This is a genomic window from Streptosporangium sp. NPDC000563 (genome assembly GCF_040299985.1).
Lineage (GTDB): Bacteria > Actinomycetota > Actinomycetes > Streptosporangiales > Streptosporangiaceae > Streptosporangium.
Genome location: NZ_JBEPDA010000045.1, coordinates 1 through 15,010 on the forward strand (window position 1 = coordinate 1; position 15,010 = coordinate 15,010).

The window sequence follows — 15,010 nt, forward strand, 5'->3', positions numbered from 1 at the left end:
TCGGGCGTCTTCTTCCTCATCGCCTTCGCGGTCATGTCACTGCTGTGGGACGCCGGAGCCCGCCGAGCCATCGGCCTGCGCAGACCGTACGCCGGAGCGCTGAACCGTGACCTGACCGGCGTCGTGCTGGTGATGGGCCTGCTGCCCGCGGTCACCTACGTCGTCTCGTGGGCGGGCTGGTTCGCCTCCCCGCTGGGCTGGGGCCGCAACTGGGTCCAGGCGACCTCGCACGGGCCGGCCTTCTTCGTCTTCGACTCGCTGCGCTCCTGGCTGAGCTACCACTTCCAGGTGCTCGGCTTCCACACCGGCCTGGCGACCCCGCACAACTACGAATCCGACCCCTGGACCTGGCCGCTGCTGCTACGCCCCGTGGCGTTCCACTATCCGCCGGACAAGACCGGATGCGGCGCCGACAGCTGCGCCGAGGCGGTGCTCGGGGTGGGCACCCCGGTCATCTGGTACGGGGGCCTGGTCGCTCTCATCGCGATGATCGCCTGGTACGTCGCCACCCGCGACTGGCGGGCCGGAGCCGTGCTCGTCGGCTACGCCGCCGGCTGGCTCCCCTGGTTCTACTGGGCGATCGCCGACGGCCGGACCATGTATCTCTTCTACATGATCCCGATGGTCCCCTTCATGATCCTCGCGCTCACCCTGGCCGCCGGGCTGATCATCGGAAAGGCGGACGCCGCGCCCAACCGCAGGGCGGTGGGGGCCGCGGTCGTCGGGGCCTTCACGCTCCTCGCGCTGATCAACTTCGGATGGCTCTACCCGGTGCTCAGCGCCGAGCTCATTTCGCACTCCGAGTGGTGGGCACGGATGCTGTTCCGGAGCTGGGTGTGACGGGATCAGGTGTGACGGGACCGGGCAACGCGGCGGGATCGGGGATGATCGTGACCGGGCCGCCCGTACCGAGACCGCTCTCGGCCGGCTCGCCTGTGACACCGTTCGCGACACCGTCTGCGACACCGTCTGCGACACCGCCTGTGACACCGCCGCCCGTGGTGGCATCGCCCAGGGCATCCGATGCGGCGCCGGATGTGACGCCGGATGTGACGCCGTCGGATGTGACGCCGTCGGGGGTGACGCTGCCGGGGGCGACGGCGGCGGGCGCGGCGGTGACGGGTCCCGAGAACCCGTGGCGCAGCGAGATCGCCGCCGCCATGCACGCCAGCGGAACCGCGGGCAGCAGGTAGCGATAGTCGAACTCGGCCGTCGCCGCCGGTGCCAGGATGAGGCCGAGCGAGGCGAGCCACGGCAACAGCACCGGCCCGCCCAGCTTCCGCCAGCGCACCGCCACCCCGACCAGTCCGACCAGGAGCAGCCCGCCGAGCACGATGCCCGGCAGCCGGACGACCCGCTGGTACGCCTGCAGGAAACCGGCCCACGGATCGGTGACATCGGTGCCGATCACGCGCAGCTTGCCCTGGATCTGCGCCGTCCGCAGGCCCGGATCGTACTTCTGCGCGTCGGTGTCGGTGCTGCCCCGGTACGACGACCAGGCGGGAAGGATCTTGTTCTCCGGCAGGAACTCGTACTGCCGGTAGGTGTTGAAGTCGGGGAAACGCGGCCGGCCCCAGTGGAAGGCGCGGAAGAAGTCACCGGCCACCAGGCTGAGATAGTCGAGCGGCTGGGACAGGATGGCCCGCTGGGCGAACGCGCCCGCGGTCTTGTTCGTCTCGGGGGTGAACGTGCTGCCCACCCCGAAGGCGTGGAAGCGCTGACCGTTCTGCGCCCACCAGAGGTATTTCTGGCCGGAGAAGCCGCGCTGGCCCGGCGGCGCGCTGATGCACAGCAGCGCCAGCTCCAGCTCCTCGCGAGGATCGACCTTCATTTTCCGGCAGTCGGCGAACAGCGCCGTCCGCATGTAGAGGATCGCGCCGTCGCTGTTGGTCATCGCGAAGTTGCCGTGCGCGGACGCGAACCAGGCCATGTATCCGGTCACGGGGAGCGCGCACGCGACCACCATGGCCGCGATCGTCTTCCAGGCCGTGCGCTTCACCATCAGGTAGATCACGACCAGCACGAGGATCGGCAGGCCGATCGACCGGGTGAGCGCGGTGAGGGCGAGCAGCAGCCCGACCACCGCACCGAGCCGCCAGGACATCCGCCGGTGCCAGAGCACCAGCGTGATCACACCCACGACGAGCAGCATGAACATCGCGTCGGACATGATCAGGTGTTCGAGCTGGATCTGGTACGCGTCGAACAGCACCGGCACCGCGGCGAGCGTCGCACCCCAGCCGGGCAGCCCGAACCTCACCCGCAGCAGGGAGTAGATCAGCACCGCGACGCCCAGGCCCATCAGGTGCTGGACGAAGGCCACCAGCGCGAAACTCTGCAGCGGCCGCATCAACAGGAGCAGAAAGGAGTAACCGTTCGGCCTCAGGGCACTGGGACGGTCGGGGTTCACCGCCCCGGAGACATACTCGTAGGAGTCGTTGAACCACTGGGCGGGGCCGTACCCGAGCATGGTGACCACACGCAGCACGAACGCCAGCGCCAGGGCGGCCACGAAGACACGATGCCGACAGAGAAACGCCCATAGGCGAGCGACCCGGTCGGGCGGAGGCACGTCCGGGCTAGGGCGGTCGGCGACGGTCACCATGCACTACAGGATGCCAGTCGTTTCAGGGAGTTGACCCGGGCAGGGGACTGCAGAGGGCATCATGGTGAGATTGGCCTGTGCCGTGAGTGAAGGGTTGAGACGTGGAACTGACCGTGGTCATGCCTTGCTTGAACGAGGCGGAGACCGTGGAGACCTGCGTACGCAAGGCGCTCGCCTGCATGCGGGAGCACGGAATCGACGGGGAAGTCCTGATCGCCGACAACGGCAGCACGGACGGCTCACAGCAACTCGCCAGGGAGGCCGGGGCCCGCGTCGTGCACGTCGACGCGAAGGGGTACGGCAACGCGCTGATGGGGGGGATCCGCGCGGCGCGCGGTCGCTACGTCATCATGGGCGACGCCGACGACTCCTACGACTTCACCGCCCTGCTGCCGTTCGTCGAGCAGCTCCGTGACGGTGCCGACCTGGTGATGGGCAACCGCTTCAAGGGCGGTATCGCGCCGGGCGCCATGCCCCCGCTGCACCGCTATCTGGGCAACCCGGTGCTCTCCTTCATCGGCCGGCTGTTCTTCCCCAGCGCGATCGGCGACTTCCACTGCGGCCTGCGCGGCTTCCGGCGCGACTCCATCCTCAAGCTCGGCCTGCAGACCGGCGGCATGGAGTTCGCCAGCGAGATGGTGGTCCGCTCGACGCTGTCCGGGCTGGACGTGCGCGAGGTGCCCACCACGCTGTCGCCCGACGGCCGCTCCCGCCCGCCGCACCTGCGCTCCTGGCGCGACGGCTGGCGCCACCTGCGCTTCCTGCTGCTCTACAGCCCGCGCTGGCTGTTCTTCATCCCCGGCCTGGTCATGATGACGATCGGCCTGGTCGCGGGCGCCGCCCTCACCTTCGGCCCCGTCTACATCGGCAAGCTCGCCTTCGACGTCGACACCCTGGTCGGCGCCTCGGCCATGGTGGTGATCGGCTTCCAGGCGTCCCTGTTCGCCCTGTTCACCAAGGTGTACGCGGCGGAGGAGGGCTTCCTTCCCGAAGACAGGAGGGTGCGCAAGCTCGTCGACATCGTGAGCCTGGAGAAGGGCCTGATCGTCGGCGGCCTGCTCGCCCTGGGGGGTCTGGGCGGCCTGGTCGCCTCACTGGTCCACTGGCAGACGCGCAGCTTCGGCCCGCTGATCCCCTCGGAGTCGCTGCGCATCGTCGTGCCCTCGGCCACCGCGCTGATCGTGAGCTTCCAGACGATCTTCGCGTCGCTGTTCATCAGCATCCTGGGCATCCGCCGTACGAGGGAGACGCCCATCGACGTGGCCGCCTCCGCCGCCGAGGAGGCCGCCGAGGCCGTCAGCCGCGCGGCCGCGGGCGAACCGACCACCCCGGCCGAGGGTGCCACCCCGGTGTCGCCGCGGCTGCCCTGAGCCGAACCGGCCGACACCTCCGGTGAGGGTCGGCCGCGCCGGTGCCGCCGTGGCCGTCCCGGACGCCACGGCGCCCCGGGAGAACGGCCGTCCCGGACGTCATGGCGGTTCGGGGGGAGCGGCTGTCTCGAACGTCACGGCGGTTCGGGAGGGCGCGGGCTCCGCGGCGGCGGCGACTTCGGGAAAGCGGAGGCCTCCAAGAGGCATGACGGCACCAAGGACCGCGGCCGCGTCCCTTAGGCTTGCACCATGTCCCAGCACATCCTGACCGCGGTCGCCTGGCCCTATGCCAACGGCCCCCGCCACATCGGGCACGTCTCCGGATTCGGCGTGCCGTCCGACGTCTTCAGCCGCTACCAGCGGATGGCGGGCAACAAGGTCCTCATGGTGAGCGGGACCGACGAGCACGGCACCCCGATCCAGGTTCAGGCCGACAAGGAGGGCCTCACCGCCCGCGAGCTCGCCGACCGCTACAACAGGGTGATCGTCGAGGACCTCCAGGCCCTGGGGCTCTCCTACGACCTGTTCACCCGGACCACCACGGAAAACCACTACGCGGTCACCCAGCAGATCTTCAAGGGACTCCACGACAACGGCTATATCTTCCCCCAGACCACGATGGGCGCCATCTCGCCCTCCACCGGGCGCACCCTGCCCGACCGCTACATCGAGGGCACCTGCCCGATCTGCGGTTACGAGAGCGCCCGTGGCGACCAGTGCGACAACTGCGGCAACCAGCTCGACCCGATCCAGCTGATCAACCCGGTGAGCAAGGTCAACGGCGAGACGCCGGACTTCGTGGAGACCGAGCACTTCATGCTCGACCTTCCCGCGTTCGCCGAGGTCCTGGCGTCGTGGCTGCGCTCCAAGGAGGGCGACTGGCGGCCCAACGTGCTGAAGTTCGCCCTCAACATGCTCGGCGACATGCAGCCCCGCGCGATCAGCCGCGACCTCGACTGGGGCGTGCCGATCCCGCTGGAGGGGTGGAGCGACCAGACCAACAAGCGGCTCTACGTCTGGTTCGACGCGGTGATCGGCTATCTCAGCGCGTCCATCGAGTGGGCCCGCCGCTCCGGCGACCCCGACGCCTGGCGCCGGTGGTGGCAGGACCCCGAGGCCCTGAGTTACTACTTCATGGGCAAGGACAACATCGTCTTCCACGCGGAGATCTGGCCGGCGATGCTGCTCGGCTACAACGGCCGGGGTGCCCGCGACGGCGAGCCGGGTGCGCTCGGCGCGCTGAACCTTCCCTCCGAGGTCGTCTCCAGCGAGTTCCTCACGATGGAGGGGCGCAAGTTCTCCTCCTCCCGTCAGGTGGTCATCTACGTTCGTGACTTCCTGGAGCGCTACGACGCCGACGCGCTGCGCTACTACATCGCCGTGGCGGGCCCGGAGAACCAGGACACCGACTTCACCTGGTCGGAGTTCCTCAACCGCAACAACGGCGAGCTGGTGGCGGCCTGGGGCAACCTGGTGAACCGCTCGATCTCGATGGCCGCCAAGAACTTCGGGGTCATCCCCGAGGCGGGCGACCTCACCGACGCCGACCGCGCGATGCTGGAGCGCAGCCGCGAGGCCTTCCCGAAGGTCGCCGTCGAGTTCCAGCACTGCCGCTTCAAGAACGCGACGAACGAGGCGTTCGAGGTCATCCGCGAGGCCAACCGATACCTGGCCGAGCAGGAGCCCTGGAAGATCAAGGACAACCCCGAGCGGGTGAAGACCATCCTGCACGTCGCCCTGCAGGTCGTGGACGACGCCAAGACGCTGCTCACCCCGGTCCTGCCCAACTCCTCCAACAAGATCTACGCGATGCTCGGCGGCACCGGGGTCTGGTCGGGAATGCCGGAGATCCACGAGGTCACCGACGACGACGGCCGGACCTACCCGATCATCACCGGCTCCTACGAGGGCGCCGCGCGCTGGGAGTCGTCCCCGATCCGGGTGGGCTCCCCGCTCGCCCCGCCGACCCCGCTCTTCGTCAAGCTCGACCCGAAGATCGTCGAAGAGGAGCTGGCCCGCCTGGGCGAGTAGGGCGGGTCTCGTGGACGAGGGCCGTAGGGGCCGCTCGGTGGGCGCGGGCCGTGCCCGCTTCTCGGTAGGTTGGACGCCGTGAGCACGCCGAGCCTTCCCGCCGCGCCCAAGCCCCTGCCAACAGAGGTGTTCGACAGCCACTGCCACCTGGACATCATGGTGGGCAACCGCCAGGCGTCCTCCGGTGACCCGGTGGCCCAGGCCGCGCAGGCGGCTCGGGCGAGCGTCGAGGGCATCCTCGACGAGGCCCGCGCCGTCGGCGTGACGCGGCTCGTCACCATCGGCTACGACCTGCCGTCCTCGCGCTGGAACGCCGAGACGGCCGCCCTCCACGCGGACGTCTACGCCGGGGTGGCCATCCACCCCAACGAGGCGCACGCCTCGACGCCGGAGACCCTCGCCGAGATCGAGCGGCTGGCCCGCCTGCCGCACGTCAGGGCGGTGGGGGAGACCGGGCTCGACTACTACCGAGACTGGGCGTCAAAGGACGACCAGCACGCCAGCTTCCGCGCGCACATCGAGATCGCCAAGCGGACCGGCAAGGCCCTGGTGATCCACGATCGCGAGGCCCACGACGACGTGCTGCGGGTGCTGGCCGAGGAGGGCGCTCCCGAGGTCGTGGTGTTCCACAGCTTCTCCGGTGACGCCGGGATGGCGAAGCAGTGCGTTGATGCCGGATATTTCATGTCTTTTTCCGGTCCGGTGACCTACAAGAACGCGGCCTACCTCCGTGAGGCCGCGCGGGTCGCACCGCGAGAGCTGATCCTCGTCGAGACCGACGCGCCCTATCTGCCGCCCACCCCTCACCGGGGCAAACCCAACGCTCCCTACCTCATACCGCTCACGCTGCGCTGCCTCGCCGAGGTGAAGGGTGCCGACCTCGCCGAGCTGGCGACCGCCGTCAGCGTCAACGGGGAGACCGTCTTCGGCTCCTGGTGACCAAGGTTCGAACCCCGCCGACAGCGGGTCCGGAACCTGCCCTTTCCCGGCCCGGGGCGGGCCCGTAACCCTTGTGCTCTTCCTCGCGGGTCCGGAACCCGTCCGTTCCCAGCCGAGGGCGGGTCCGGAACCCGTCCGCACCGGGTCCTCACGGGCCCCGAGCCCGTTCCTCCCGGCCGCCGGAGCCGGGCCCGAGCCCGCCTGCTTCCGGCTCACGGGGTGTCCGAGCCGGGAGTCTCAGCCCACGGAGGCGCCGAAGTCGACGGAGGCGGCACCTTCGAGGGCGGGAATCCCGCCGGTGCCCGGCGAGAGCGGGACTCCCTCGGTGTCGTTGCGGCCCAACAGGACGACCGCTCCCGCGCCTCCCCTGTCGGGCGCCCCCGCGACCAGCCTGTTTCCGCTGAACCCGACCGACCAGCCGAAGTGGTCACCCGCCCCGTTCTGGGTGATCAGCCTGCCCGGCCCCTGTTCGCCCATCGTGATCAGACGCACGCCCCCCTGGCCGTCGGCGTCGAAGGGTACGCCGACCGCGAGCCTGACCTCCCCTCCGCCTCCCTCGCCGGTGAACGCGAGCGAGAATCCGTAGCCCTCGCCCGGAGCCCCTTCCGAACCCTGGTGAAGGGTGGCGAGAGGGGTGATCGCCTCGGTGCCCGATGACTGGAACAGCTGGACGAGGCCGGAGTTCTTCACCGCCCCGCCGTCGCCGAGCGGTGCGCTCACCGCGAGGTAGCCGACGTCGTCCCGCTCGGCGTAGGCCATCGCGTAGCCGAACCGGTCGCCCGTCTCGGAACTGGCCACCTCACGAAGGTCCCACTTCCTGCTCCCGTACTCGTCCTTGGGCTCCCGCACGTCGTAGATCACCGTGATCGACCCCGAGTCGCGTTTGCCCGCGTCGACCTGGCGGCCCGCCCCGTCGTCGTTCTCGTACGGCACCCCGACCGCGAGATCCGGCTCGTCCGCGGCGCCACCGAGCCTGCCGATCGCGAGTGACCAGCCGAACATGTCGCCGACCTCGCCGTTGCCCGTCACGCCCTCGGTCTCCTGGGAGATCCGCCGGCCCGTGCCGAGCGTCGCGGTGTCGAAGAGGTAGACCGCGCCGGAGTCGGCCGTACCGTCGGCGTCCTCGTGCGGGGCCCCGACCGCCACCATCGTCCCGCCGGAGGTGAGCGACCAGCCGAAGTGGGCGTCGGCCTCCGGCTTGGGAGCGACCAGGCGGACTGTCCTGCCCCCTGGGCCGCCGTACACCACGTAGACCGCGCCCGCGTCCTCGACGCCTGCCACGTCCGCGTACGGGGCGCCGACGAGCAGGTCCGCGCAGCCGTCACCGTCGATCTTGGCCAGCCGCACCGACCACCCGAAGCCGTCTCCCGCCTTCGTCTCGGGGACGGTCACGACCTTCCCGCTCTCTCCCCGGCCGAAGAGCACGTGGGCGGCCCCCGCCCCGGCCAGCCCGCCGGGGTTGGCGAACGGATCGCCGACCGCCACGTCCTCCAGGCCGTCGCCGTCGAAGTCGCTCACGCCCGCCCCGGCGCAGTCGGCGGGCGAGGCGGCGGTGGATCCGGTCGCGAGGATCCCGCCGGGCGCGGTGAGCGCCTCGGCGGCCCCGGTGGAGGCGGCCCCGGTGGAGGCGAGCCCGGTGGAGGCGAGCGCGATCGCGGCCGTCGCCGCGAAGGGGAGCAGCAGTCTCACGACAACCTCACCTCGATGTTCCTGCCTCCCTTGATCACCACACCGGTCAGCTTCGCGGGCTTGCGGGCCGGTGGCAGGTCGAAGACGAGGACGCCGTCCACTTTCGCTCCGGGGGCCAGGGCGGCGGGCACGGCCGTCGACGTCTCCTCGGAGGTGTGCGTCGCGCCGCGATCGTCGACCAGCGTGACCGGGGTGCCGTCGAGCTGGACAGACTCCCCACCGGCGTTGATCAGTGTGAACGGGATCGTGCAGAACCGGCCGCGCGCCGGGGTGGTGCCCCGGTACGAGGTGAGCCCGCAGGTCGGGGTCCGCGGGATGATCAGCCGCGGGTCCTCGATGAGGGAGCCGGTGGTGATCATGCGGCCCACGTCGGTGTCGCCGGTGCCTGCGAGGTCACCGGTGTCGCCGGTCTCGCCGGTGGCGCCCGGCGACGCCTGCCCCGCGCCGTTGGTCGCGTTTCCCCCACCGGTGTTCAGCAGGACGACGACCGTGACGGCGAGCGCCGCGAGCACGGCCAGTCCGGCGAACAACCAGCGCCGCCGGGGGGCCGACCGCCCGGTGTCCGGCTCGCCCGATTCCGGTGGGGGCTGGAAGCCGGTGGAGGGCGACGGCGGCGACGAGGGCAGGGCGACGGCGGGTGCCTGTCCCGGCGTCCGGTCCGGTGCGGCGCCCGGTTCAGGCCCGGACGGCCGGGCCTGAAGCGGGCCGGTGAACGAGGGCGACGGTGATGTCGTGGACTCGGTCCGCATGGGGTACGGGAGCGGATTCGACTCCGGTGCCGTCGGGGAGTCCGGTGACGCGGTCGCCGCCGTGCGGGGCGCCGGTGTCGTCCGGGACCCGGGGGCCGGCGGTGTCGTGGACGGACCGGCCGCGGTGAACGGACCGGACGCCGAGGCTCCCGGTGCCTCCGGGGGCGCCGAGGGAAAAGCCGCGCCGGGGGCGGACGGGGTCGATCCCGGGAACGGGTCCGCGGGACGCCGGGCGGGAATCGGGCCGGGGATGGGAGTCGGTGCCGTCGCCGGGTCGGCGAACCCCGTCCCCAGGTTCAGCGCGCTGAGGGTCTGGGTGGAGTCGGGTTCCACGTTGGAAGGCGGCTCCCACGACTCGTTCAGCAGGTCGGTCGCGATCAGCGTGGGCGGGTCGGCCCGCACGGGCGCGGGAGCGGACGGTGCCGCGATCCCGCCGCCGACCAGGGCGATCAGCAGGTCCTGGGCGCTGGGTCGCTGGTAGGGGTCCATCTCGGTCGCGCGGCGGACCAGGTCGTTCAGCGGGGCGGGAAGCGCGCCCAGGTCGGGTGGGGTGGTGAGCAGCCGGGTCGCCATGGTCATCATGTCGCCCCGCCCGTAGGGGTGGCGGCCGTTGCCCGCGTACGCGACCATGCAGCCCCAGGCGAAGACGTCGGCGGCCGGGGTGATCTCCAGGCCGCGCACCTGCTCGGGGGCCCACCAGCCGGGGCTGCCGAGCACCTCGCCCGAGCGGGTGAAGCTGTGCGTGGAGTCGAGGGCTCTGGCGATGCCGAAGTCGATCACGCGGGGTCCCGACATGGACAGGATCACGTTGGCGGGCTTGAGGTCCCGGTGTACCAGACCGGCGACGTGGATCGCGGCCAGAGCGGCCGCCACCCCCAGGGCAACGCCGTGCAGGGTTCCCTGTTCCAGGGCGCCGTGCTCGATGATCTGGCGGGACAGCGGCGTGCCCGCGATGTACTCGGTGACCATGTAGGGGCGGCCGTCGTCGTCGTTGCCGTTGTCCAGCACCTGCGCGGTGCAGAACGAGGCCACCCTGCGGGCGTTCTCGACCTCCGTGTGAAACCTCGCCGCGAAGCCGTCCTCGATCGCGAACTCCGCCTTCACCACCTTGAGCGCGACCGGCCGTCCCGTCGGTGCCAGCGCCAGATACACGGTTCCCATCCCGCCCTCGCCGAGACGTCCGAGCAGGCGGTAACTCCCGATCCGCTCGGGGTCGGCGGGGCGCAGCCCTTCGACACCGGGCTGGTTCACGTCCTCTTCACCGGGCAGGTTCCCTCTCTCACCGTCGGGCCCCCGTACGGCAACGTTATCCACAACGGAACCTCTCGCGCTTCATCGAACGTCCTCGCATCGCCTTCTGTGCGGGAAACTGGTCGGATGGCATGGGAGAACAACCTTGAGTAATCGCGGCGAACGAGCCAAAGACCCCAGCGGGCCGATGGGTGCCGGCCGTGAGCGGGCGTACGGGGAACCAGCATGAACCTTCTCGGCCCAGCGGAAATACGTATTTTGGCGAACAAGCTCAATATTCGTCCCACGAAGAAGCTCGGCCAGAACTTCGTGATCGACGGGGGCACGGTCCGCAAGATCGTGCGGGTGGCCGGGCTTGAGCCGGACGACGTCGTCATCGAGGTCGGTCCGGGGCTGGGATCGCTCACGCTCGCGCTGCTTCCCGAGGTCCGCCGCGTGATCGCCGTGGAGATCGACCCCGTCCTCGCGGCCCAGCTGCCGCTCACCGTCGCCGAGCACGCCCCCGAGCTCGCCGACCGCCTCACCGTGGTGCTCGCCGACGCCATGCGCGTCCTGCCCGCGGACCTTCCCGCGGAGAGGCCGACCGCGCTGGTGGCGAACCTCCCCTACAACGTGTCCGTGCCGGTGGTGCTGCACCTGCTGGAGACGCAGCCGTCGCTGAGCAAGGTCCTGATCATGGTGCAGGCCGAGGTCGCCGACCGGCTCGCCGCCGCCCCCGGTTCCAAGGTGTACGGCATCCCCTCGGTCAAGGCCGCCTGGTACGCCGACGTCCGCCGGGCGGGTCCCGTCGGCCGCACGGTCTTCTGGCCGGTCCCCAACGTCGACTCCGGCCTGGTCGCGATGGTCAGGCGGGAGCCGCCCACGACCGTGGCGACCCGCCAGGAGGTCTTCGCGGTGGTGGACGCCGCCTTCGCCCAGCGCCGCAAGACCCTGCGCGCCGCCCTCGCCTCGTGGGCGGGTACGGCCTCCGCCGCCGAGCGGGCGCTGCGGGCCGCGGGGATCGACCCCTCGGAACGCGGCGAGCAGCTCACCGTCGAGGACTTCGCGCGGATCGCCGAGCACCGTACGAAGGAAAGCGGACAGGAAGGCGGGGTGGAGAGCGGTGCGTGACGTGATTCGCCGGTCCGTTCGTGTGCACCGCGCAGGGAGCCCGTTACCATCTGACGTCGTGACCAGTGAGCGAGCTCTTGAGGGGGGCACATGGACTCCGTGACCGTCCGCGTGCCCGCGAAGGTCAACCTGCAGCTCGCCGTGGGGCCGCTGCGGGATGACGGCTACCACGACCTCGTCAACGTCTTCCACGCTGTCTCGATCTTCGACGAGGTCACGGCCACCGCGAAGGTGGGGATGAGCGTCCGGGTGGAGGGCGAGTCCGCCGACCAGGTGCCCGAGGACGGCGAGAACCTCGCGATCAAAGCCGCCCTCGCGCTGGCCGGGCACGCGGGCCGCTCGTACGGTGTGAACCTGCTCATCCGCAAGTCGATCCCGGTGGCGGGCGGCATGGCGGGCGGCAGCGCCGACGCCGCGGCGGCCCTGGTCGCCTGCAACGAGCTGTGGGGCCTCGGCCTGCCGCTCGAGGATCTGATGGAGATCGCCGCCGACATCGGCAGCGACGTCCCGTTCGCGCTGCTCGGCGGTACGGCCGTCGGCACCGGCAGGGGCGAGCGGCTCACCCCGCTGAAGGTCGAGGGTGACTTCCACTGGGTGTTCGCGCTCGCCGACGGCGGCCTGTCCACGGCCACGGTCTACGCCGAGTGCGACCGCCTCCGCGAGGCGACCGGCGAGCGGGTCGCCTGGCCCCGGGCCGCCGAGCCGCTGCTGGCCGCGCTCCGTGAGGGGGACGCGGAGACCCTCGGCGCCGAGCTACGCAACGACCTGCAGCCCGCCGCCGTGATGCTGCGCGGATCCCTGGCCCGCACCCTGGAGGCCGGCCGCGAGCACGGCGCCCTCGGCTCGCTGGTCTCCGGTTCGGGGCCCACCTGCGCCTTCCTGGCCCGTTCCGAGTCCCACGCGGGTGAGCTGGCGGCCTCCCTGAAGGACACCGGGGTGGCGCGCGACGTCATCACCGCCCACGGCCCCGTTCCGGGCCCCGTGATCGTGTAACCGCCTCCGGTCACCGAGGCGGCGTGACCGTCGAGGAAGGCGGCGCGACAGCCGAGGGCAGCCGAGGACAGCCGAGGACAGGGTCCGCCTCTCGGCGACGGTCGCGCGGGCGGAAGCCGTCTGACGCCGACGACGCCGCCGTCACCGTGGCCTACGCGACGGCCGTGCGGGCGGGAGCCGTTTTCCCCGCGGGGGTCGCGCCGGCTGGGAGCGGATACGCTTGTCTGGCGATGAATCTGGTCAATCTTGAGTCGGTCTCCCACTCCTACGGTCCCAAGCCCCTGCTCAGCGACGTCTCCCTCGGCATCGAGGCGGGCGACCGCATCGGCGTGGTCGGCCGCAACGGCGGCGGCAAGACCACCCTCATCTCGGTGATAGCCGGCGATCTCAAGCCGAACAGCGGACGGGTCACCCACAACCGAGGGCTCCAGGTGGGGTCGCTGTCGCAGGGCGACGACCTCGACCCGGCGCGCTCGGTGAGCGAGATCGTCCTCGGCGGCAGGTCCGAGCACGAGTGGGCGGGCGACGCGGGCATCCGCGAGATCCTCGCCAACCTGCTCGGCGACATCGACCTGACGGCGCCCGCGGGCAGCCTGTCGGGTGGTGAGCGGCGCCGTACGGCCCTGGCCAAGCTGCTCATCGACGAGCACGACCTGATCATCCTGGACGAGCCCACCAACCACCTCGACATCGAGGCGATCGACTGGCTCGCCAGGCACCTGGCGGGCCGCAGGACCGCGCTGGTGGTGGTGACCCACGACCGGTGGTTCCTGGACGCGGTCTCCACCAGGACGTGGGAGGTCGTGGACGGTGCGGTCGAACGCTACGAGGGCGGTTACGCCGCGTACGTGCTGGCCAAGGCCGAGCGCGCCCGGATCGCCGCCTCCGCCGAGGCCCGCCGCCAGAACCTGATGCGCAAGGAGATCGCCTGGCTCCGCCGGGGCCCGCCCGCGCGCACCTCCAAGCCCAAGTTCCGCATCGACGCCGCCCAGGCGCTGATCGCCGACGAGCCTCCCGCCAGGGAGAGCGTCGAGCTGGTCAAGTTCGCCGCCGCCCGGCTGGGCCGTACGGTCTACGACCTTGAGGACGTCACCCTGCACGCCGGAGGCCCCGGCCAGGGCCCGATGGTCCTCGACCACACGACCTGGCAGTTCGGTCCCGGCGACCGGATCGGCCTGATCGGCGTGAACGGGTCGGGCAAGTCGTCGCTGCTCCGCCTGCTCGCCGGCACCGTGCACCCCGACTCGGGCAGGCTCGTACGCGGCAAGACGGTCCGCCTGGCGCACCTGTCGCAGGAGCTGGGCGAGCTCGACCCCGCGCGCAGGGTGCTGGAGACCGTCGAGGAGGTCCGCAAGTTCATCCAGGTCGGCAAGAAGGAGTGGACCGCCTCCCAGCTGCTTGAGCGCCTCGGCTTCAAGGGCGACGCGCAGTGGAAGGTCGTCGGCGACCTGTCCGGTGGCGAGCGGCGCCGCCTGCAGCTGCTCCGCCTCCTCATGGACGACCCCAACGTGCTGCTGCTGGACGAGCCGACCAACGACCTCGACATCGAGACGCTCAACGAGCTTGAGGACCTGCTCGACGGCTGGCCGGGCACGCTGATCCTGGTCAGCCACGACCGCTACTTCCTGGAGCGGGTCACCGACAGGACCGTCGCCCTGCTCGGCGACCACAGGCTCTCGATGCTCCCCGGCGGCGTGGACGAATACCTGGCCCGCCGGGCCTCGGGGGCGGCCCTGTCCGCGCGGGCGGCCTCCGGCGCGGTGTCGGGTACGGCCTCGGCGACCTCGTCCACCGGCGCGAAGGAGACGGCTCCCGGCCTGTCGGCGAAGGACGAGCGCGACCTCCGCAAGGAACTCTCCAGGATGGAGCGCCAGCTCGACAAGCTGAGTGGCCGCGAGGCGAAGCTGCACGCGTCCATGGCCGACGCCGCCGCCGACTACGAGCGGCTCGCCTCGCTCGACGCGCAGCTGAAGGAGATCCTCGCGGAGAAGGAGTCGATCGAGGGCGAGTGGCTGGAGCTCGCCGACCGCCTGGGCGATTAGGCGCGGTCCTCGCCACAGGGCGGGGCGGTCGTGTGTCCGGCGGGGGCGATCGCCTGATCAGGCATGGTCGCCGCTCCGACGGGGTGGGGCGGTCGTGTCCTCGGCGGGGCCGGCCGCCCGGGTGATCGGGCGTGGTTCCGGATCCGATGAGACGGGGGCTCGGCTGTCCGGATGATCGGGCGTGGGTCTCCGGATCCGTCCAGGAATGCGGAAGGCCCAGGTTTGGATCTT

General features: G+C 71.1%; 10 protein-coding genes. 7 read left to right on the forward strand and 3 right to left on the reverse strand.

Going from position 1 to position 15,010, the window contains the following annotated elements:
* Positions 1-840: dolichyl-phosphate-mannose--protein mannosyltransferase (locus ABT352_RS39575; protein WP_502992949.1), on the forward strand; the 840-nt coding region annotated here is incomplete at its 5' end.
* Here the strand turns inward: ABT352_RS39575 and ABT352_RS39580 are convergent.
* Positions 788-2,512 (reverse strand): hypothetical protein, encoded by a 1,725-nt coding sequence (locus ABT352_RS39580; RefSeq protein WP_350950204.1) that lies wholly within the window; start codon positions 2,510-2,512, stop codon positions 788-790. The genes ABT352_RS39575 and ABT352_RS39580 overlap by 53 nt on opposite strands.
* 194 nt (positions 2,513-2,706) lie before the next feature.
* Here ABT352_RS39580 and ABT352_RS39585 point away from each other — a divergent pair, with 194 nt between their 5' ends.
* The 3 genes from ABT352_RS39585 (at position 2,707) to ABT352_RS39595 (ending at position 6,945) form a co-directional block, all read left to right on the forward strand.
* On the forward strand, positions 2,707-3,975 hold the full coding sequence (locus ABT352_RS39585; protein WP_350950205.1) for a glycosyltransferase: 1,269 nt from the start codon (positions 2,707-2,709) through the stop codon (positions 3,973-3,975).
* 249 nt (positions 3,976-4,224) lie between these two features.
* Positions 4,225-6,006: a methionine--tRNA ligase gene (gene metG, locus ABT352_RS39590; protein WP_350950206.1), complete on the forward strand. Its 1,782-nt coding sequence runs from the start codon at positions 4,225-4,227 to the stop codon at positions 6,004-6,006.
* A 78-nt stretch (positions 6,007-6,084) separates the two neighbouring features.
* Positions 6,085-6,945, forward strand: coding sequence for a TatD family hydrolase (locus tag ABT352_RS39595; RefSeq protein ID WP_350950207.1), 861 nt, complete (start codon positions 6,085-6,087; stop codon positions 6,943-6,945).
* Positions 6,946-7,182: 237 nt separating this feature from the next.
* Here ABT352_RS39595 and ABT352_RS39600 read toward each other — a convergent pair whose 3' ends face one another.
* Both ABT352_RS39600 and ABT352_RS39605 read right to left on the reverse strand, forming a co-directional pair.
* Positions 7,183-8,634 carry an FG-GAP-like repeat-containing protein gene (locus ABT352_RS39600; protein ID WP_350950208.1) on the reverse strand — a complete coding sequence of 484 codons (1,452 nt, stop codon included), beginning with the start codon at positions 8,632-8,634 and terminating at the stop codon, positions 7,183-7,185.
* Positions 8,631-10,634 carry a protein kinase domain-containing protein gene (locus ABT352_RS39605; RefSeq protein WP_350950209.1) on the reverse strand — a complete coding sequence of 668 codons (2,004 nt, stop codon included), beginning with the start codon at positions 10,632-10,634 and terminating at the stop codon, positions 8,631-8,633. Before ABT352_RS39605 ends, ABT352_RS39600 begins: the two co-directional genes overlap by 4 nt.
* Positions 10,635-10,859: 225 nt before the next feature.
* On the opposite strand from ABT352_RS39605, the gene rsmA reads away from it, so the two are divergent.
* From rsmA to ABT352_RS39620, 3 genes are all read left to right on the forward strand, one after another.
* A complete protein-coding gene (gene rsmA / locus ABT352_RS39610; protein ID WP_350950210.1) occupies positions 10,860-11,744 on the forward strand; it encodes a 16S rRNA (adenine(1518)-N(6)/adenine(1519)-N(6))-dimethyltransferase RsmA in 885 nt (294 codons plus the stop codon).
* A 90-nt stretch (positions 11,745-11,834) separates the two neighbouring features.
* Positions 11,835-12,737 (forward strand): 4-(cytidine 5'-diphospho)-2-C-methyl-D-erythritol kinase, encoded by a 903-nt coding sequence (locus ABT352_RS39615; protein ID WP_350950211.1) that lies wholly within the window; start codon positions 11,835-11,837, stop codon positions 12,735-12,737.
* A 230-nt stretch (positions 12,738-12,967) separates the two neighbouring features.
* The gene (locus tag ABT352_RS39620) at positions 12,968-14,779 is read left to right on the forward strand and encodes an ABC-F family ATP-binding cassette domain-containing protein (RefSeq protein ID WP_350950212.1); all 1,812 of its coding nucleotides are present in this window, start codon (positions 12,968-12,970) and stop codon (positions 14,777-14,779) included.
* Positions 14,780-15,010: the final 231 nt, after the last annotated feature.